The sequence below is a fragment of the Lysinibacillus sp. GW821-FHT14F06 genome (assembly GCF_058803665.1).
In genome coordinates this window covers 66,057-86,797 of record NZ_JBXAPF010000010.1, presented here as the reverse complement: position 1 = coordinate 86,797, position 20,741 = coordinate 66,057, and the positions used below count along the sequence as shown (strand labels likewise).

At 37.9% G+C, this 20,741-nt stretch carries 21 protein-coding genes; all 21 read left to right on the top strand.

Going from position 1 to position 20,741, the window contains the following annotated elements:
• The first annotated feature begins 130 nt into the window (after nucleotides 1-130).
• Complete coding sequence (gene prfA / locus AC1RNS_RS11475) at nucleotides 131-1,207, top strand: peptide chain release factor 1 (protein ID WP_492992729.1); 1,077 nt, start codon at nucleotides 131-133, stop codon at nucleotides 1,205-1,207.
• On the top strand, nucleotides 1,194-2,054 hold the full coding sequence (gene prmC, locus AC1RNS_RS11470) for a peptide chain release factor N(5)-glutamine methyltransferase (RefSeq protein ID WP_492992727.1): 861 nt from the start codon (nucleotides 1,194-1,196) through the stop codon (nucleotides 2,052-2,054). The genes prfA and prmC overlap by 14 nt, the downstream gene beginning before the upstream one ends.
• A gap of 44 nt (nucleotides 2,055-2,098) precedes the next feature.
• Nucleotides 2,099-2,680: a stage II sporulation protein R gene (locus AC1RNS_RS11465; RefSeq protein WP_492992725.1), complete on the top strand. Its 582-nt coding sequence runs from the start codon at nucleotides 2,099-2,101 to the stop codon at nucleotides 2,678-2,680.
• 101 nt (nucleotides 2,681-2,781) lie between these two features.
• Nucleotides 2,782-3,816, top strand: coding sequence for an L-threonylcarbamoyladenylate synthase (locus AC1RNS_RS11460; protein WP_492992723.1), 1,035 nt, complete (start codon nucleotides 2,782-2,784; stop codon nucleotides 3,814-3,816).
• Between the two features lie 168 nt (nucleotides 3,817-3,984).
• Nucleotides 3,985-4,482: a manganese efflux pump MntP gene (locus tag AC1RNS_RS11455; RefSeq protein ID WP_492992721.1), complete on the top strand. Its 498-nt coding sequence runs from the start codon at nucleotides 3,985-3,987 to the stop codon at nucleotides 4,480-4,482.
• Between the two features lie 27 nt (nucleotides 4,483-4,509).
• A complete protein-coding gene (locus AC1RNS_RS11450; RefSeq protein WP_492992720.1) occupies nucleotides 4,510-4,950 on the top strand; it encodes a low molecular weight protein arginine phosphatase in 441 nt (146 codons plus the stop codon).
• 8 nt (nucleotides 4,951-4,958) lie between these two features.
• Nucleotides 4,959-6,242, top strand: a complete 1,284-nt coding sequence (locus AC1RNS_RS11445; protein WP_492992718.1) for a methyl-accepting chemotaxis protein — start codon at nucleotides 4,959-4,961, stop codon at nucleotides 6,240-6,242.
• Nucleotides 6,243-6,738: 496 nt separating this feature from the next.
• Entirely contained in the window at nucleotides 6,739-7,176 is a 438-nt protein-coding gene (gene rpiB, locus AC1RNS_RS11440; RefSeq protein WP_492992717.1) for a ribose 5-phosphate isomerase B, read from the top strand.
• Nucleotides 7,177-7,262: 86 nt separating this feature from the next.
• A complete protein-coding gene (locus tag AC1RNS_RS11435; RefSeq protein ID WP_492992715.1) occupies nucleotides 7,263-7,805 on the top strand; it encodes a TIGR01440 family protein in 543 nt (180 codons plus the stop codon).
• Between the two features lie 65 nt (nucleotides 7,806-7,870).
• Nucleotides 7,871-9,112 (top strand): serine hydroxymethyltransferase, encoded by a 1,242-nt coding sequence (gene glyA / locus AC1RNS_RS11430; protein ID WP_492992714.1) that lies wholly within the window; start codon nucleotides 7,871-7,873, stop codon nucleotides 9,110-9,112.
• 287 nt (nucleotides 9,113-9,399) lie between these two features.
• The gene (locus AC1RNS_RS11425) at nucleotides 9,400-11,559 is read left to right on the top strand and encodes an EAL domain-containing protein (protein WP_492992712.1); all 2,160 of its coding nucleotides are present in this window, start codon (nucleotides 9,400-9,402) and stop codon (nucleotides 11,557-11,559) included.
• A 125-nt stretch (nucleotides 11,560-11,684) separates the two neighbouring features.
• Nucleotides 11,685-12,314, top strand: a complete 630-nt coding sequence (gene upp, locus AC1RNS_RS11420) for a uracil phosphoribosyltransferase (RefSeq protein WP_427539924.1) — start codon at nucleotides 11,685-11,687, stop codon at nucleotides 12,312-12,314.
• Nucleotides 12,315-12,531: 217 nt separating this feature from the next.
• Nucleotides 12,532-13,653: a non-hydrolyzing UDP-N-acetylglucosamine 2-epimerase gene (gene wecB / locus AC1RNS_RS11415; RefSeq protein WP_492992710.1), complete on the top strand. Its 1,122-nt coding sequence runs from the start codon at nucleotides 12,532-12,534 to the stop codon at nucleotides 13,651-13,653.
• A 537-nt stretch (nucleotides 13,654-14,190) separates the two neighbouring features.
• Complete coding sequence (locus tag AC1RNS_RS11410; RefSeq protein WP_492992709.1) at nucleotides 14,191-14,562, top strand: ATP synthase subunit I; 372 nt, start codon at nucleotides 14,191-14,193, stop codon at nucleotides 14,560-14,562.
• Between the two features lie 37 nt (nucleotides 14,563-14,599).
• A complete protein-coding gene (gene atpB / locus AC1RNS_RS11405; RefSeq protein WP_492992708.1) occupies nucleotides 14,600-15,325 on the top strand; it encodes a F0F1 ATP synthase subunit A in 726 nt (241 codons plus the stop codon).
• A gap of 63 nt (nucleotides 15,326-15,388) precedes the next feature.
• Entirely contained in the window at nucleotides 15,389-15,601 is a 213-nt protein-coding gene (gene atpE / locus AC1RNS_RS11400) for a F0F1 ATP synthase subunit C (protein WP_010857993.1), read from the top strand.
• 173 nt (nucleotides 15,602-15,774) lie between these two features.
• Complete coding sequence (atpF, locus tag AC1RNS_RS11395) at nucleotides 15,775-16,299, top strand: F0F1 ATP synthase subunit B (RefSeq protein WP_492992706.1); 525 nt, start codon at nucleotides 15,775-15,777, stop codon at nucleotides 16,297-16,299.
• Nucleotides 16,296-16,832: a F0F1 ATP synthase subunit delta gene (locus AC1RNS_RS11390; RefSeq protein WP_492992705.1), complete on the top strand. Its 537-nt coding sequence runs from the start codon at nucleotides 16,296-16,298 to the stop codon at nucleotides 16,830-16,832. Before atpF ends, AC1RNS_RS11390 begins: the two co-directional genes overlap by 4 nt.
• A 28-nt stretch (nucleotides 16,833-16,860) precedes the next feature.
• Nucleotides 16,861-18,369: a F0F1 ATP synthase subunit alpha gene (gene atpA, locus AC1RNS_RS11385; RefSeq protein WP_492992704.1), complete on the top strand. Its 1,509-nt coding sequence runs from the start codon at nucleotides 16,861-16,863 to the stop codon at nucleotides 18,367-18,369.
• A 46-nt stretch (nucleotides 18,370-18,415) separates the two neighbouring features.
• Nucleotides 18,416-19,273 (top strand): ATP synthase F1 subunit gamma, encoded by an 858-nt coding sequence (gene atpG / locus AC1RNS_RS11380; protein ID WP_283870734.1) that lies wholly within the window; start codon nucleotides 18,416-18,418, stop codon nucleotides 19,271-19,273.
• Between the two features lie 48 nt (nucleotides 19,274-19,321).
• Nucleotides 19,322-20,737, top strand: a complete 1,416-nt coding sequence (gene atpD / locus AC1RNS_RS11375; RefSeq protein ID WP_492992703.1) for a F0F1 ATP synthase subunit beta — start codon at nucleotides 19,322-19,324, stop codon at nucleotides 20,735-20,737.
• Nucleotides 20,738-20,741: the final 4 nt, after the last annotated feature.

Sequence of the window (20,741 nt, the reverse complement as noted above, 5' to 3'; positions counted from 1 at the left end):
TCGCTGGGCTTTCCCACAGTAAAGATTTGTTGCTGAATTAAAGATAAAGAATGTTCAGTACGCTAAAACGAATTAAGTTTCTTTTAGAAAAAAGAAGAAACTTTTAAAAAACTAAATAGAGGTGAAATCCATGTTTGATCGATTGCAGGCAGTGGAGGATCGTTATGAAAGGCTAACAGAGCTTTTAAGTGACCCTGATATTGTGAATGATAGTAAAAAATTACGTGAGTATTCCAAAGAGCAATCAGATATCCAGGAAACTGTAGATACTTATCGAGAATATAAAAATGTAAAAGAGCAATTAGCTGATACACGTGAAATGCTAGATAGCGAAAAAGATCCTGATATGCATGAGATGGTGAAAGAGGAATTTAATCTATTAAAAGCACAGCAGGAAGACCTTGAAGAACGTTTACGTATCTTACTAATTCCTAAAGACCCGAACGATAATAAAAACGTTATTATGGAAATTCGTGGCGCAGCAGGTGGGGATGAGGCGAATATTTTTGCGGGAGATTTATTCCGTATGTATTCTCGCTATGCGGAGACACAAGGCTGGAAAATTGATATTATGGAGGCTACTCCAAACCCAATGGGCGGTTATAAAGAAGTGATCTTTATGATCAATGGACAAGGTGCCTATTCCAAATTCAAATTTGAAAATGGTGCGCACCGTGTTCAACGTGTCCCTGCTACAGAATCGCAGGGCCGTATCCATACATCAACTGCAACAGTAGCATGTTTACCTGAGGTAGAAGAAGTAGACGTTGAAATTCATGAAAAAGATATTCGTGTAGATACATTCGCATCTTCTGGTGCGGGTGGTCAATCCGTTAATACAACGATGTCTGCCGTTCGTATGACCCATTTACCAACAGGTGTTGTAGTATCAATGCAGGATGAGCGTTCTCAGATTAAAAACCGTGAAAAAGCGATGAAGATTCTTCGCGCTCGAGTTGCTGATATGTATATGCAAGAAGCGCAAAAGGAAATCGATGCCACACGTAAATCAGCTGTAGGTTCAGGCGATCGCTCTGAGCGTATTCGCACTTACAATTATCCACAAAACCGTGTAACAGACCACCGTATTGGATTAACGATTCAAAAGCTAGATCAAATCGTTGAAGGTAGAATTGACGAAATTATTGATGCCCTTATTTTAGAGGAGCAAGCATCAAAGTTAGAGCGTTTAAATGATGATTTATAAAAATGTGATGGAGGCCCTTGCATGGGCTTCTTCTTTTTTAGTGGATAATGGTCGTGAGGAAACGGCAGCACGTATTGTAATGCAGCATGTTATAGGGACTAGCTATTCAGAAGTAATGCTGCATCTTCAGGATGTGTTAACAATAGAACAACAAGTGAAATTTAAGAAACTTATTGAAGAGCATGCAAGTGGTCGCCCTGTACAGTATTGTGTTGGAAGTGAGGAATTTTATGGTCGCTCATTTATTGTGGATGAATCCGTGTTAATTCCTAGACCTGAAACAGAGGAGTTAGTACTTGGAACAATTAATCGCTTAGGCAAACTATTTAATCAGCAAACATTAAAGCTAGCTGATATTGGAACAGGGAGTGGAGCGATTGCTATTTCTATGAAGCTCGAATGTCCGGAGCTTTCAGTTGTAGCTACTGATTTATCTGAGAAGGCACTTGTGACTGCCCAAAAAAATGCGGAAAGTCTAGCAGCTACAATCGATTTCAGATTGGGTGATTTAACGGAACCACTTAAAGGCGAGCGATTTGATGTCGTTTTATCCAATCCTCCTTATATTGCCGTTGATGAAGCAAAGGAGATGTCGAGCATTGTGCTAGAGCATGAACCACATAGTGCACTTTTTGCAGAGGAAGAGGGACTTATATTATATAGAAAGCTGGCAGAACAGCTACCAGCCATTGTGAATAAACCTGCACTTATCGGACTAGAGATTGGTTATACACAGGGAGAGCAAGTCGCTAAGTTCTTTAAAAATAGTTTTCCACAGTCTACAATTTCGATAGAAAAAGATATTAATGGTAGACCTCGAATGATTTTTTGTGAAATACATGTATAAAGTATCTCCTTCTTGCCAACAATGTTGAGCAAGGAGGGATTTTTATGTTAAATGAATACAAGATTATTAGATTACCTAAACAGAATATCTTACTAGCTTTTGCTAGACTAGTAGTAATAGCCATTGCTTTACAACTATGTATTTTATATATTCCATCATTAGTAGGATTAGCTAAGGAAAATACGAATCAACAGCAAGAACAAGATTTTCGTATAAGAGTAATTGCAAATAGTAATACGGCACAGGATCAGCTTGAAAAAGAGCTTCTTGTCAAAGATTTAAAGCCTTATTTTATGCAAGTATCTGCTGCTACAAATGTGGATAATAAGCAAATACAGGTATTAAAGCGGGAAATTGAAGCGCAAATAAATAAAAATTATCCACAGCTTGATACACAAGTTCAGCTTGGGGATAATTTATTTCCACCTAAGAGAAAGAATGCTGTTCTCTCTCCACAAAACATGTATCATTCTATTGTTGTAAAGATTGGTAATGCGCGTGGTGATAACTGGTGGTGTAGCATATTCCCATCAATTTGTGAACCAGAAAAGGACGAAGAGCTAGAAGAAGAAAAGGAAGAGGTTACATTTTTTATCTGGGAATGGCTAAAGGGTTTTTTTGAATGAATTGTGCACAAATTCAGATAACTTATACACAATTTTTATAAAGTTATTAACAATATGTGGATAATTACGAGAAAATGAATAATTGAAGGAAGGTTTTAATCATGGAAACCGTTTACAGGGTTGTGGACAGTAATGTGAATAGTCAGATAAATTATACACAGGCTGTGGATATCTTAAATGCAGGAGAGGTAGTAGCCTTTCCAACAGAAACGGTTTATGGCTTGGGTGCGGTTGCAACGAATGACGAGGCAGTTAAAAAAATATTTGAAGCAAAAGGCCGCCCTTCAGATAATCCATTAATCGTCCACATCGGTACGAAAGAGGAAGTTGAGCTTTATATTGAACATATTCCAAAAGTAGCCAAATTATGTATGGAGCTATTTTGGCCTGGGCCACTGACACTAGTTATGCAAGTAAAGCCAAATATGCTGGCAAAAAGTGTGACAGCAGGGCTTGATACTGTGGGCATTCGTATGCCAGATCATCCAGTTGCGCTCGCATTACTTCAACAATTAAAAAAACCACTAGCTGCACCTAGCGCTAATCGTAGTGGAAAGCCAAGTCCTACGGAAGCAATTCATGTCCAAGATGATTTGGGTGGGTACATACCTTATATTTTAGATGGTGGTTCTACAGGAATCGGGCTGGAATCTACAGTATTGGATGTTACACACGAGCCACCAGTTATTTTACGTCCAGGGGGAATTACAAAGGAAATGCTAGAGCATGAGATTGGTCCTGTTATTCAGCCAACCAAAAATGAGCAAAACTTAGCATCTACACCAAAAGCGCCTGGTATGAAGTATACGCACTATGCTCCGAATGCTCCTGTGTTATTAATTGACTGTAAAGTGGAGAAAGTTAAGAATGCTGTACAGCAATTACAAGCACAAGGGCAAAAGGTTGCACTGCTTGCCCCTGATAACTTTAGGAACATCAAGGTAGATTTTTATTTCTCAGTCGGGGTAGCACATCGCAAAGAAGAAATGGGTGCTGCATTATATCATGCATTAAGAGCATGCGATAAAACAGCAGCTACCATTATATTAGCAACTACTACTTCATCTGAAGGGGTAGGTGCCGCAATTATGAATCGATTAGAAAAGGCTTCTGGTGGGAAATGGTATACACCTTAAAAAAGAATGAATAAGCATGCTAGTTATTAATTCTGGCATGCTTATTTTTTATGAAGAAGATTAGATAAAAACGTTTCTTTATACAAGGAAATATCTATTAAATAATGATGATAATACTGTATTTTCGAGCATAAAATGATAAAATATTAGTGAAGAAGGAGTGCTTTCTTGCAGGTCATACTTGCAGGTATCTTAACGTCTATTGATGTAATTGGTCTATATGTCTTAATTCCAAATATCCGATATAAACTCTTTTTGTCAGTGTGGACGGCTGCTTTGCATATGCTTTTCCCATTGCTAGGCTTTGAATTAGGAAGCTATTTAGCAAATTTCCTGTTAGAATGGGGACAATGGATTTCAAGTATTTTATTATTTGGGATTGGAGTGCATTTACTTCTGTTCTCACATAAGAATGAAAAAGTAACAATTTCACCGATACTTTTAGCTGTGACTGCAAGCCTAGATACCTTTTCAGTAAGTGTTTCTTTTGGTATGCTAAACTTAGAAGAAACAATATTTATTGTCAGTGCAGGTGTAAGTGCCCTTATTTGCTCTTATGGGTCTTTAGTCATTGCTAATAAAAGTCAGGTGTTATTAGGGAGTAAGATTCAAATTATTGCAGGAATTATTTTTATCATAATGAGTATTTTAGCTATTCAACAATAGAAGAAAATAGAACGGAAGGTGATAAGTGTGAAAATACTATTTGTTTGTACTGGGAATACTTGTCGCAGTCCAATGGCAGAGGCTATATTAAAACATCGACAAATTGCTAATGTTGAGGTTCAATCAGCAGGTATTTTTGCGATGCCTTATGCAGAAATGTCTGCACATGCGCAGCAAGTATTAAATGAAGCGAATATAAAACATCAACATTCAGCTACACAACTATCTATTACTGAAATAGAGTGGGCAGACTTAATTTTAACAATGACAACAGCTCATAAAGATACAATCATTGCTCAATACCCAAATACAGAACACAAGGTTTTAACTTTTAAAGAATATATAATTGAAGGTAGTATGGAAAATGTTGTAGATCCTTATGGTGGGAGTAAAGTAATATATGAAGCAACATTTGCAGAATTAAAAGAATTGGTAGAACGATTAGTAAAAAAACTTGAAAAGAATTGAGGGTCGCTATGAAAAAACAGTTTGGCTTACGACTTAAACTAGCACTATTTGTTGGTATTCTTGCACTAATCACCTACAGCATTAGCTTTATATTCATCGAATTTTTACAACCTACCTTCTTTCCAGAGATTAATCGCAAACTGTTTGAAATTGTTACTTATCTATTAGGTATTGTATGGTCAGGTATTTTGGCTTGGGTATTATGTGGAGTCCTAATCAGACCATTACAACAGCTAGAGTTATCAGCTTCACGTGTAGCAGAAGGAAAAATAGGACAAGATGTAGAATTGCCGAAAACAAATGATGAGATTCGTTCTGTTGCAGAGGCATTCCAGCAAATGGTATTAAATTTACGACAAATGGTTGAAAGTATAGACCATAATTTCCAGCAAACAAATCAATCGATTATTCAATTATCGGATGAGGCAGCTATTGCTACGAAAAAAGCAGAAGGTATTGCCTCTACAGTAAAGCACATTTCTACAGGAGCAGAGGCCTCTGCTATAGCAGTACAGGATACAGCTGAAGCCATTGAAGACGTGCGAGCGCTTGCCACAGAAGTAAATAGAAGAGCTGAAGCATCGGCAACGCAAACTAAAGAGATTTTACATAATCTTACAAATACGACGATGGCCATAGAAACGTTAGTTAATAGTATTCAACAAATCTCTACTGGTAACAATGAAGCATTAGAGAGCATTCGTGCACTAGAGGATAATGCTGGACAAGTGGAGCGTATTATTAGTTTAGTTGGCGATATTGCAGCACAGACAAATTTACTAGCATTAAATGCTTCCATTGAGGCAGCCCGTGCTGGTGAGCATGGAAAAGGCTTTGCTGTTGTTGCTGAAGAGGTTCGTGGTTTGGCTGATGAAAGCGCCAAAGCAGTACAAGGTATTACAAGTTTAATTCAATCCATGCAACAAAACGTGGAGATTGTTGTTACACAAATGAATCAACAAGTAGCTTTTGCAACGAAGGAAGCAGCCCGTGTGTCAGAAACAACAACGGCAGTAGAGGGGATGTCTTCGAGTGTACATGAAATGGCAACAGCTATTGTAGAAATATCTTCATTAATAGAGCAGCAAATGCACAATATTGAAACAACAGCTCGTCAATCTCAAGAAGTTGCTGCTATTGCACAAGAAACGTCAGCGGGTGCCCAAGAGGTACGCGGGGCAGCAGAAGAGCAAGCTTACGCTATTGAACAGGTAGAGCAATTAGCGCAGGACTTAAAGAAGCAATCGGAAGAGCTGCATAAAATGATTCAACAATTTGATAGACAAGCATAGTAAAAAATGTAGACAAACTCCATTATCCTTAGGGTTTGTCTACATTTTTTTATCTCGATTCAACCCCTAGTAGATGTCAGGATTTTGAAGATGAGCTTTTCTAGCGAGCCGAAAAATCCTGATGCAATTACGCTAGAGAGTAATTGATGGGATAGAAGTTAGGGGCGTAAATAAGAACCGAAGTATCGGTTAGAGTCTTATAAAGAACGTACAACATAATGAAAAATATTAATATAGTATGTCCACGGTAGATAATAAAGCTAAAAAACTTCAGATGATGGAATATTACAACAAAAGACTGGTATCCGAATTTAAAAGAATCATATTCTATGTATCTTCGGGAAAATGACTTTAAAAGTGAATGATTTTAAAGTGTTTTACAAGAATTGTTCGTCTTTTAGGAGAAATCAGCATAAAAATGCAAGAAAAATCATGTTATTCTTGAGATAGAAGTGGTACACTAGTGTTGACTATAAATTCGAAATGAGGGAACCCAGTGAGAATAGCAATTTCTTCTGATCACGGAGGCAATAACTTACGTCGTGAGATTATGCAGCTGTTAGATGAGCTAAAGATTAGCTACGAAGATTTTGGTCCACAATCTGCGGATTCAGTAGACTATCCTGATTATGCAAAACCAGTTTCTGAAGGTGTTGTTAGCGGGGAATTTGATAAAGGTATTTTAATTTGTGGGACAGGTATTGGTATGTCCATCGCTGCAAATAAAGTGAAGGGAATTCGTTGTGCTTTAGTACATGATGTATTTAGCGCAAAGGCAACACGTTGCCACAATGATTCAAATATTTTGGCTATGGGAGAACGTGTGATAGGTCCTGGTCTTGCACGTGAAATTGTCCGAACATGGCTTGAAACAGAATTTGAGGGTGGGCGTCATGCTCGCCGTATTGAAAAAATTACTGAACTTGAACAATAATGAAAGCTAATTATTACACATGACTATTTCTATAAAATAATTGTTCGTGTGTGTTTCTAATTAGATATATAAAGGAGCTGAGCATAGTGGTTATACAACAGGTACGGACACATTTGACTCAGTTGCTCAGTGAATTTGAAGAGCAGGTAACCTTACGACCAAATACTATTTTTGTCATAGGCTGCTCGACATCTGAAGTGATTGGTCAGAAAATTGGCACAGCGGGTGCACTTGAAATCGCAGAGGCGATATTCGAGCCTCTTCAAGCATTTGCAAAAAAACATCAGCTACATCTAGCATTCCAAGGCTGTGAACATATTAATCGCGCCATTACAATGGAAGCAACAATCGCGGACCATTTAGGCTATGAACCAGTATCTGTAGTTCCCGTTCGGACAGCAGGTGGCTCAATGTCTGCTTATGCCTATACACAATTTGACAATCCGGTTGTTGTGGAAACAGTGCAGGCTAGCGCAGGAATTGATATAGGTCAAACATTAATTGGCATGCATTTAAAGGCAGTAGCTGTCCCGGTTCGTACATCGGTGCGAATGATAGGAGAAGCGGTTGTAACAATTGCTACAACACGTCCGAAGCTGATTGGCGGAGAACGTGCAGTATATAAATAATTAAAATTACCTCTCTTTTATAGTGGTAAATATAAATAATGATCATACTAGGAGGCTTTTCAAACATGGCATTCGAAAAATTAGCAGTACAAGACAAAGCAGTTTTAGAGGGAATCCTTGCAGAAAAAAAACGTCAACAAGCAAATATTGAGTTAATCGCATCAGAGAACTTTGTTTCTGAAGCTGTAATGGAGGCACAGGGCTCTGTTCTAACAAATAAATATGCTGAGGGTTATCCAGGTAAACGTTATTATGGTGGTTGTGAACATGTAGACGTGGTAGAGGATATTGCACGTGACCGTGTAAAAGAAATCTTTGGCGCAGAATATGCAAACGTGCAGCCGCATTCTGGTGCACAAGCAAACATGGCAGTATACCACACAATTTTAGAGCCAGGTGACACAGTTTTAGGTATGAACCTTTCTCATGGCGGTCACTTAACACATGGATCTCCTGTAAACTTCTCAGGTATTCTATACAATTTCGTAGAATATGGTGTAACAAAAGATACTCAAGTAATTGATTATGAAGATGTACGACAAAAAGCTTTAGAACATAAACCAAAATTAATTGTTGCAGGTGCATCGGCTTATCCACGTGAAATCGATTTTTCTAAGTTCCGTGAAATCGCAGACGAAGTAGGAGCATATTTTATGGTTGATATGGCACATATCGCTGGTTTAGTAGCTGCTGGAGAACATCAATCACCAGTGCCATACGCTGATTTTGTGACTTCTACAACACATAAAACATTACGTGGTCCACGTGGTGGTTTAATTCTTGCTTCGAAAGAATGGGAGCAAAAGCTAAACAAATCTGTATTCCCAGGTATTCAAGGCGGTCCTTTAATGCACGTTATCGCTGCAAAAGCAGTGGCATTTGGTGAAGCTTTACAGCCAGAATTTAAAGAATATGCAAAACAACTTAAAGCGAATGCCAAAGCATTAGGCGAAGTATTAGTGGCTGAAGGTGTTGAAATTGTTTCTGGCGGTACAGATAACCATCTATTACTTCTTAATGTGAAATCTCTTGGCTTAACAGGTAAAGTAGCAGAGCATGCACTTGATGAAGTAGGGATTACAACAAATAAAAATACAATTCCTTACGATACAGAATCTCCATTTGTTACTTCTGGTATCCGTATTGGTACACCAGCTGTAACATCACGCGGTTTCAAAGAGGAAGATATGAAAGAAGTTGGCGCAATTATTGCAGCAGTTCTAAAAAATCCAGAGGATGAAGCAGTGAAAGCTGAGGCAAAAGCTCGCGTTAAAGCTCTAACTGACAACCATCCTTTATACGCATAATTATTGATTGGGGTTGTGTTTAAAGTGCAATTGTTCACTTTAAACATAGCCCTTTTGATTTGTAAAATAAGTCTAAAACTGTAAGAAGTATCTTTTTTTCTAACATAAAAATAAAATCCTCTTATTTTTGAATTAATTTACATAAACTGATTAGAAAAAGATATAGTATAGTGGGTCGAGGACAGATATTGTCCTAATTAAAGAAGAAATTTTTATAAAAGTGACAATTTATTGAATTTTTATGTACAATGTAAGAAAGAAGAAGTGATAGAGACGGGAGGGGTTGGATGGTTACAAAATCGATGGACATACAAAATGAAATATTGTTAAGCACAATTCGTAAATTAGGTGATAATTCAAAAGAAAGCTACGTAATTTTTGATGTGAAAAATAATCATAAAATATTGGAATGTAACGATTCTTTTTGTACGCTGACAAATACTACACATTCACAAATTGCAAATAATGATTACTTTTCATTGCTATCAAATGAGGAACAGCAGACATCTATTGAAATGATTAAGCAGAAAATACATAGCGGGGTCATGGTCCAAGCAAAATTACACCATAATTGCTTGGACAAACCCCCTTTTTGGGCTGAAATACAAGCGCTGCCATTTCAAAATAGTAAAAATGAAACATTATATGTACTTTTACTTGTGAAGGACGTTACGTATTACCACACTGAAGATTTTTTAATGCGCCTGGAAAAAGCTATGTATGAAGCAATTGAAAAGGACAATCCTTTTGATAAAAAGATGAGCATTATTTGTAGTGGCATAGATGAATTTTTTATGCCGAATATTGTAAGTATGGTGCTAATTAAAGCAGAATCAAATCAATTACAAGTTTTTACAGGTAATAGTAAAGTAAAAGGGATGTCAGAACGCTGTGAAAGCAAAAATCTTTACGACCAAGTTATACAAGAGGGGAAATCTATTTTTACCACAAATTTGGATGATATTGATATTCCATTAGAACATAAAAACTTTGCCAATGCCTCTAAAAAGACAGCTGGATGGTTTGTACCGATACGAAATCAACAACAGCAATCAATAGGGTTGTTTGCAATATTTTTAAAGCCTCATCCTAGTGACCTAGAGTTTTTAGAAAATATGTTTGGTAAAATTGGTTCATTGGTGGCGCTGGCGTATTCTTATGCAAAGACACAGAAAATGATATGGGATTTAGCTTATATGGATATTACTACGGGGCTACCTAATCGACACAGTTTCTTAAATAAGGTAGAGAAGGATAAAGAACGTGGTCAAAATGGTTATATTAAAATCTTAAAACCAAGTGAATTTCCTCAAATTGTTGAGCTATATGGCCGGGAAGCAGGAGATGAACTGTTAAGACAAATTGCAAAACGTCTAAATGAAGACAAAGATGAATATTATGAATATATTGCTAGATTCACAAGTACAAGTTTAATTCTTTCAAGTGTGACATCCCAAACTACTTTTCAGAATTACGAGAAACGTATTAAAGAAATCATTCGTCAGCCTTTTATCGTCGGTGGAAAACAAATTTATATTACATTGAAAACAGGCATTGCATTTTATAATGATGATATAAAAATAGCAGATGCAATTCGCTTTGCAGACAATGCATTATCCTTTGCAGCTAATAAACCTGGTACTCATATGGAGATTTTTACTCAAGAAAGAAATGATGTCCTTGAACAGCAAATGACGGTGTTAAATCATTTGGCACAGGCGTTAAAAAACAAGGAGATATCTGTAAATTTACAGCCAAAAGTTGATTTACGTACTGGAGAAATTCAAAGTATTGAAGCACTTGCTCGATGGATTTCTCCAAAGCTTGGTTTTGTGTCACCAGCAGTTTTTATTCCTGTTGCAGAAAATGCGGGAAAAGTGAGAGAAATTGATATTCAAATATTAGAGATGGTGCTTTCATGGTTAGCCGAACGTAAGAAATTGGGGAAGAATTTAGTAAGGGTAGCAGTAAATATTTCACCAGATCATTTTTACTATGTTCACTTTGTTCAGGATATTGTAAATTTAGTTCAGCAATATGATATTGATCCAAACTATATCATATTAGAGGTAACAGAAAATATCGGCTTGGTTGATTTTCAATCAGCCTTTGCCATTATCCAGGAATTGAAGAGCTACGGGTTTAAAACATCAGTAGATGATTTTGGCACAGGTTTTTCATCACTAAGCTATTTACAAAGGCTACCTTTTACAGAATTAAAAATCGATCGAAGCTTCATCAATGCTATTAATGATGCTGCTACGCTCGCAATTGTCCGTTCTATTATACAATTGGCTTTAAATCTAGGAATGACTTCGGTAGCTGAAGGTATTGAAACCGAGGAGCAGGTTGAAATATTACGTGCACTTGGTTGTACTGTGGGACAAGGATATTTTTATTACAAACCTATGCCGATTGAGCAATTAGATAAAATACTAGATGAATAATCGCTCTTATATGTAGGTAACATTCTAGAAATGGAGTTGTCCCAAATTTTTTTTGAGACGACTCCTTTTTTCTGTTATACTAGGTGAGATAAAAATGAAATCCGAACGGTTAGGAGCGAATCCCTTTGAGCAAAGTATATGTATTTGATCATCCACTAATCCAACACAAATTAACTTATATTCGTGATAAGAATACGGGAACAAAAGAATTTCGTGAGTTAGTTGATGAGGTAGCGACACTTATGGCCTTTGAAATTACACGTGATATGCCAGTGGAAGAAATCGAAATTGAAACACCTGTCACTGTAGCGAAAACAAAAGTTTTATCTGGAAAAAAACTTGCGATTGTCCCAATTTTACGTGCAGGAATTGGTATGGTAGATGGTGTATTAAAGCTAATTCCAGCGGCAAAAGTTGGTCATATCGGACTTTATCGTGATCCAGAAACATTAAAGCCTGTTGAATATTACGCAAAGCTTCCAGCAGATGTAGAAGAACGCGACTTCATCATTGTTGATCCGATGCTTGCAACTGGCGGTTCAGCAGTAGAGGCTATTAACTCACTGAAAAAACGCGGAGCGAAAAATATTAAATTTATGTGTTTAATCGCTGCGCCAGAGGGTGTAAAAGCAATTCAAGAAGAACATTCAGATGTGGATATTTACATTGCTGCTCTTGACGAGAAATTAAATGACCATGGCTATATTGTGCCAGGTTTAGGGGATGCGGGAGATCGTCTATTCGGTACGAAATAAGGTAGGTTTCACTGAAAAAGGATTCTGTGTTTTTCACAATGGTAATGACTGTTTTTTTTGCAACTTATAAAATTTGAAAGCGTCCTTCAATATTGAAGGACGTTTCATAGTATGTCTAGGTGGTTCCCACTTGGAGTTCGGTTTTTGCGATATCAACGTAATTCAACGGGGGTAAACCACTTTTCATACAATAAAATAAAGGACGGTGCAAATCGTTTTGACGAAAAAGTGGAAAGTAATGACGATTTTCGGTACAAGACCAGAGGCTATTAAGATGGCTCCACTTGTATTAGAATTACAAAAACATCCTGAGCAAATAGAATCGATTGTGACTGTAACAGCTCAACATCGCCAAATGCTAGATCAAGTTTTAGAAACATTTAAAATCGTACCTGACTACGATTTAAATATTATGAAGGATCGTCAAACATTAATTGATGTAACGACGAATGCATTACATGGTTTGGATCAAGTCATGAAAGAGGCTAAGCCAGATATTGTTTTAGTACATGGTGATACAACTACTACTTTTGTTGCAAGTCTAGCAGCGTTCTATAACCAAATTGCAATTGGACATGTGGAAGCTGGTCTGCGCACTTGGAATAAGTATTCACCTTATCCAGAGGAAATGAATCGACAATTAACAGGTGTCATGGCTGATCTTCATTTTGCACCAACCGAAGTATCGAAGAAAAATCTATTAGATGAAAATAAAAAATCAGAAACTATTTTTGTAACAGGCAATACAGCAATTGATGCTTTAGCTACGACTGTAAGTGAACAGTATACACACCCTGTATTGGATAAAATCGGTAAGGATCGCATGATTTTATTAACAGCGCATCGTCGTGAAAACCTCGGTGAACCAATGCGACATATGTTCCATGCGATTACGAGAATTTTATCAGAGCATGAAGATGTACAAGTTGTGTATCCGATGCATATGAACCCAGCTGTACGTGAGATTGCCAATGATATTTTAGGGGATCATAAGCGTGTACATTTAATTGAGCCACTTGAAGTATTCGATTTCCATAATTTCGCGGCAAACTCATATATGATACTTACTGATTCTGGTGGTATTCAAGAAGAGGCACCTTCGTTAGGGAAGCCAGTCCTTGTGCTAAGAGATACTACAGAGCGTCCAGAAGGTATTGCGGCGGGTACTTTAAAACTAGCAGGAACAGAAGAAGAAACAATCTACTCTCTTGCAAAAGAATTATTAGAAGATACAAATGCCTATGAAACCATGGCAAAAGCATCAAATCCTTACGGTGATGGGCATGCCTCTGAGCGAATTGTAAAAGCTCTCTTAGATTTTTTGTATAAAAGCAATTAATGTACAATTTTAGAGTGTTAAAAATGAGTCTATTGTACCTAGTGTAATGGGTGAGCTAATTTACGAGCGAAATCATGTCGTAAATTAGCTTTTTTTTGCATAATTTCGAAAATTCATTTTGAATCTATGAATTTTCATACACAAATTTGTCAACAATTTGACAAGAGTATAGTGGCTGTGAAGTTTTTCTCCTTTACTAATTGACTTCAAATATCTCCTATTGTATGCTTACAAAGGGTAAGAATGATAAGGGTTTCTATTCGCTGATTGGCGTTGAAACACTTGTTATATCAAGTTTCTACTAAATTGACAGTTCAAAATAAAAGCTGTCGATTTGCAACGTTTTGTGCGTTTCGGTTTTTTACCGAAATAAGTAAGGGGTGTAAGGCATTTTTGGGAATTTACACCTGTAATTGAAATGACTCTCCCGTTACTATTCCGCTGTGAGTAGTGTTTTTCACTGCTCTTTTCTGATTTCACATGGTGGTCAGCAAACGTTTTCATTACTCGAAAAAATGATTCAGGAGATTACAACCAATGCTAGATTTGCATCACATTTTTGCTATGCAGAAGAGAGCGTTATTTTTTTTGCTCGCACTCTGTGCATTAGGCTGGGGATTTACGCCCTATCAGACGTTTTTTGCGGGCATCGCAATCGGTGCATTCTTTGGTACGTATAATTTTTGGATTTTAGTTCGCCGTATGGAGAAGTTTGACAGGTCCATTAGTGAAGGGAAGAAAATAGGCTCACTTGGTACAATGCTCCGCTTTGGATCAGGTGTAGCGGCAGTCGCTCTAGCCATTTCGTTGCCAGACTATTTTCACTTAATTAGCACGGTTATAGGGCTAATGCTTCCGTACGTTTTTCTCTTTGTCGAGAGAATTGTATCACATGTAAGGAACCGCTAATGTGCTTTAAATTAGAAAGAGAGGTGAAAAAATAACAATGGATCACAAAGCTCCGTTATACACTTTAGATTTAGGATTTATGTCATTAACATTTAATCTATCTACAGTGATGATGTTACTAGTTGCAGCAATTATTGTATTTTTAATTGCGTTTATTTCAACTAGAAGCTTAAAACTAAAACCAACTGGTATGCAAAACTTTATGGAATGGATTATGGATTTCGTAAAGAATATCATCAAAAGCAACATGGACTGGAAAACTGGTGGACGATTCCATATTTTAGGTATTACACTTATTATGTTTATCGCAATATCTAACTTACTAGGTCTTCCATTCTCAATCATCTATGACCACACGCTATGGTGGAAATCACCAACGGCTGACCCAACAGTTACAATGACGCTTGCAGCAATGATTTTAGTATTATCACACTACTACGGTGTTAAAATGAAGGGTACAGGCCATTATGTTGGTACATTCTTCAAGCCAATGTCATTTATGCTCCCATTAAAGCTTGTGGAGGAGTTTGCAAATACGCTTACTCTTGGTCTACGTCTTTACGGTAACATTTATGCAGGTGAGATATTACTTGCATTAATAGCAGGTTTAGCTACATCTGGAACAGTACTTGGTGTTGTTGGTGCAATTGTACCAATGATGGCATGGCAAGGTTTCTCTATTTTCATCGGCTTAATCCAAGCCTTTATCTTCACAATGTTAACAATGGTTTACATGGCTCATAAAGTGAGCGATGACCATTAATATAAAGCATAAATCTTATGCTTAAACCAAAAAAACAAACAATTCCAAGGAGGAAATTTTCAAATGGGTTTATTAGCAGCAGCAATCGCAATCGGTTTAGGTGCACTTGGTGCAGGTATCGGTAACGGTCTTATCGTATCAAAAACAGTAGAAGGTATCGCTCGTCAACCAGAGGCTCGTGGCGTTCTTCAAACTACAATGTTCATCGGGGTTGCATTAGTTGAAGCCCTACCGATTATCGCAGTAGTAGTAGCATTCATCGTAATGAACAAATAATTCAGTTGAACACTGAATTTTACTAGTGGCGAAGCAGGAATCTCCAGATGAAACTTCGCCCTTCATTTTGGAACAGATAAAAGCTATGTGAAAATATAGCTTTTTAAAATAGGTAGTTTTTCAAGTTATTAAATAATGTTGAAGTCAAAGCTCTTGAAGGGAGTGAAACAATCGTGTTTTTAGATTATCTTGTACTAGGTGCCAGCGCTGGTGAAGGATTTAACAATGGTGACATTATTTCAACATTGGTTATCTTCTTATTATTAATGTTTTTACTGAAAAAGTTAGCTTGGGGTCCACTTATGGGCATCATGCAACAACGTGAAGAATTAGTAGCTAGTGAAATCGAAGCAGCTGAAAAAGCGCGCAAAGATTCGCACCAATATTTAGAAGAACAAAAGAGCCTTCTTAAGGAAGCTCGTACGGAAGCACAATCGATTGTTGAAAGCGCTAAGAAGCAAGGCGAACTACAAAAAGAAGAAATTCTTACTGCAGCACGCAATGAAGCTAACCGCTTAAAAGAATCAGCTTTACGTGAAATTGAGTCTGAAAAAGAAAAAGCTATTGCAGCTGTACGTGATGAAGTCGTTTCATTATCTGTACTTGCAGCATCTAAAGTCCTTAGCAAAGAGATTTCTGAGGCAGACAACCGTGCTCTAATTGAAGAGACGATTGCGAAGGCAGGGGAAGCTCAATGAGTAATTCAACTGTAGCAAAACGTTATGCTCAAGCGCTATTTGAATTAGCGCAACAAAAAAACATTCTTGCTGAAGTTGGAGCAGACTTAAACGAGCTGACAAAGGTTATAAAAGAATCTCCAGATTTTTTAACACTTTTAAATGCTCCTAAGTTCTCTATCGAACGTAAAAAACAAATGCTAGCAGACATCTTTGCGGGTGCAACGCCAGAAGTTTTACACACAATTCAACTACTTGTTGAGAAAAAACGTGTAAATGAAATCAAGCTAATTGCAAAAGAATACGCTGAGCTAGCTGCACAAGCACAAGGTACTGCAGATGCAACAGTATTCACTACTCGTGAACTTTCTGCTGAAGAAAGCGCGAAAATTTCTGCAGCATTTGCGAAACTTGTTGGTAAACAATCATTAAACATTACAAACGAAATTGATCCATCACTTCTTGGTGGAATTCGTGTTCAAATCGGTAATCATATTTATGATAGCTCAGTTGTGAACAAACTTGAGCGCTTAAAACGTGAATTAATCGGTTAATAATTTAGAAATGTGAGAGGTGACATACATGGGCATCAAGGCTGAAGAAATCAGCAGTCTGATTAAACAACAGATTGAGAATTATGAATCTGAACTTAAAGTAAGCGAAGTTGGTACAGTTATCCGTATTGGTGACGGTATTGCTCTTGCTCATGGCCTCGACAACGCCATGGCTGGAGAGCTTTTAGAGTTCTCTAACGGTGTTATGGGTATGGCTCAAAACCTAGAAGAAGGTAACGTTGGTATCGTAATCTTAGGTCCATACACTGACATCAAAGAAGGCGATGAAGTTCGTCGTACAGGTCGTATCATGGAAGTACCAGTTGGTGAAGAACTAATTGGCCGTGTTGTAAACCCACTTGGTCAACCAGTGGATGGACAAGGTCCTATCAACACTACAAAATCTCGTCCAATCGAAAGTCCAGCTTTCGGTGTAATGGCTCGTAAATCAGTACACGAACCACTACAAACTGGTATTAAAGCAATTGACGCATTAGTACCAATCGGTCGTGGTCAACGTGAGTTAATCATCGGTGACCGTCAAACTGGTAAAACATCAGTTGCTATCGATACAATTCTTAACCAAAATGACCAAAACATGATCTGTATCTATGTTGCAATTGGTCAAAAAGAATCTACTGTACGTGGTGTAGTAGAAACGCTTCGTAAAAATGGTGCTTTAGATTATACAATCGTTGTGACAGCTTCTGCTTCTCAACCAGCTCCATTATTATACCTAGCACCATTAGCTGGTGTATCTATGGCAGAAGAATTCATGTTACAAGGTAAACATGTGTTAATCGTATATGATGATCTTTCTAAACAAGCATCTGCTTACCGTGAACTTTCACTTCTTCTACGTCGTCCTCCAGGTCGTGAAGCTTACCCTGGTGACGTTTTCTACTTACACAGCCGCTTACTTGAACGTGCTGCGAAGTTAAATGAAACATATCAAAATGGTTCGATTACAGCTCTTCCATTCGTTGAGACACAAGCTGGGGATATCTCTGCATACATCCCAACGAACGTAATCTCAATTACTGATGGTCAAATTTTCTTACAATCTGACTTATTCAACTCAGGTGTACGTCCAGCTATTAACGCCGGTCTTTCAGTATCACGTGTAGGTGGATCTGCTCAAATTAAAGCGATGAAAAAAGTTGCTGGTACGCTACGTCTTGACTTAGCAGCATTCCGTGAGCTTGAATCTTTCGCTCAATTCGGTTCAGATTTAGATAAGGTAACACTTGGTAAACTTGAGCGTGGTAAACGTACGGTTGAAGTTCTTAAACAAGACCTTAACAAACCATTAAAAGTAGAAAAACAAGTTGCTATTCTTTATGCATTAACTAAAGGTCATTTAGATGATATTCCAGTACAAGATATCGTTCGTTTTGAATCTGAATTCTTAAGCTGGTTAGATACAAACCATACAGACGTTTTAGATCATGTTCGTACTACAAAAGAGCTTGCTCCTGATGCGGATTATGAAGCAGCAATCAGTGCATTCAAAAAAACTTTCGCTAAATCAGAATAAGATCGACTAGTCACTTGATTAAAAAACAGAAGGTGGTGAAATACCAGTGGTAAACTTACGCGAAATAAAAGGTCGTATTACTTCTACAAAGAGTACGAAGCAAATAACGAAAGCGATGCAGATGGTTTCTTCTTCAAAGTTACGTCGTGCAGAGCAAAACGCTAAAGCTTACGTTCCTTACATGGAAAAAATCCAGGACGTAGTAGGCGCGATTGCTTCCGGGACAAAAGACAGCGGACATCCAATGTTAACTGCTCGTCCTGTTAAGAAAACAGCTTACTTAGTCATTGGTTCTGACCGTGGACTTGCAGGTGCTTACAACTCAAGCATCCTACGTCAAGTACAACGTACAATTAACGAACGTCATAGATCAAAAGACGAATACGTTATTTTAGCAGTAGGTCGTGTTGTTCGTGACTACTTTGTAAAACGTGATCATAATGTTATCAGTGATGTTGTCGGTCTTCCGGACCAACCAACCTTTGCTGATATTAAAGAAATCGCTCGTAATGCTGTTGGTATGTTCATTGATGGTACGTATGATGAACTTTATATGTACTACAATCACTTTGTCAGCGCTATTGCCAGCGAAGTGACGGAGAAAAAACTTCTTCCATTAACAGATATTGCACCTGCAAGCGGTACAGCTTCTTATGAATTTGAGCCATCTGGCGAAGCAATTCTTGAAGTATTACTTCCACAATATGCGGAAAGCTTAGTTTATGGGGCATTATTAGATGGAAAAGCAAGTGAACATGCTTCTCGTATGACGGCTATGAAAAATGCAACAGATAACGCATCTGATCTTATTTCAGATCTATCATTGCAATACAACCGTGCGCGTCAAGCGGCGATTACACAAGAAATTACAGAAATCGTTGGTGGAGCTGCAGCCTTAGAGTAGGCCAGCTTCCCAATGTCGTATAAGAATACGATAGGAGGGTACACAGTAATGAATAAAGGACATGTTATTCAAGTAATGGGTCCAGTTGTTGACGTAAAATTCAGCAATGGTCAATTACCAGCAATCTATAACTCATTATCAGTTAAGATTGAACGTCCTAATGAAGAACCAACAATTCTTGCATTAGAAGTTGCGCTTCATTTAGGTGATGATTCTGTTCGTACAATTGCGATGTCATCTACTGATGGCTTACAACGTGGAGCAGAAGTAACAGACTCAGGAAAAGCTATCTCAGTACCAGTTGGTGAAGTTACGCTAGGTCGTGTATTCAACGTACTTGGAGAAGTAATTGACTTAGGTGAAGAGATTCCTGCTGACGCACGTCGTGATTCAATTCACCGTGAAGCACCATCTTTCGAGAATCTTTCAACTTCAGTTGAAATTCTTGAAACAGGTATCAAAGTAGTAGACTTACTTGCACCATATATCAAAGGTGGTAAAATCGGTCTATTCGGTGGTGCCGGTGTAGGTAAAACAGTATTAATCCAAGAATTAATTAACAACATCGCACAAGAGCACTCAGGTATCTCTGTATTCGCTGGTGTAGGTGAGCGTACTCGTGAAGGGAACGACTTATTCTTCGAGATGAGCGATTCAGGCGTTATCAAGCAAACAGCGATGGTATTCGGTCAAATGAACGAACCACCAGGTGCACGTATGCGTGTAGCATTGACTGGTCTTACAATGGCGGAATACTTCCGTGATGAACAAGGCCAAGACGTACTTTTATTCATCGACAATATCTTCCGTTTCACACAAGCAGGTTCTGAGGTTTCTGCCCTATTAGGTCGTATGCCTTCTGCGGTAGGTTACCAACCAACACTTGCAACTGAGATGGGTAAATTACAAGAGCGTATCACATCTACGAACAAAGGATCTGTAACTTCTATCCAAGCGATTTACGTACCAGCCGATGACTATACTGACCCGGCGCCAGCTACAACTTTCGCCCACTTAGATGCAACGACTAACCTTGAGCGTAAATTATCTGAAATGGGTATCTACCCTGCGGTTGACCCACTAGCTTCGACTTCTCGTGCATTATCGCCTGAAATCGTTGGTGCTGAGCATTACGCAGTAGCTACTGGCGTACAACGTACAATCCAACGTTACCGTGAATTACAAGATATCATTGCTATCTTAGGTATGGATGAATTATCTGATGAAGATAAACAAACAGTAGAACGTGCTCGTCGTATTCAATTCTTCTTATCTCAAAACTTCCACGTTGCGGAACAATTTACTGGTCAAAAAGGTTCTTATGTACCTGTTAAAGAAACTGTTCGCTCATTCAAGGAAATCCTTGATGGCAAATGGGATCACCTACCAGAAGATGCTTTCCGTTTAGTTGGTTCTATTGATGAGGTAGTTGAAAAAGCGAAAAGCATGGGCGTAGAGGTTTAATACT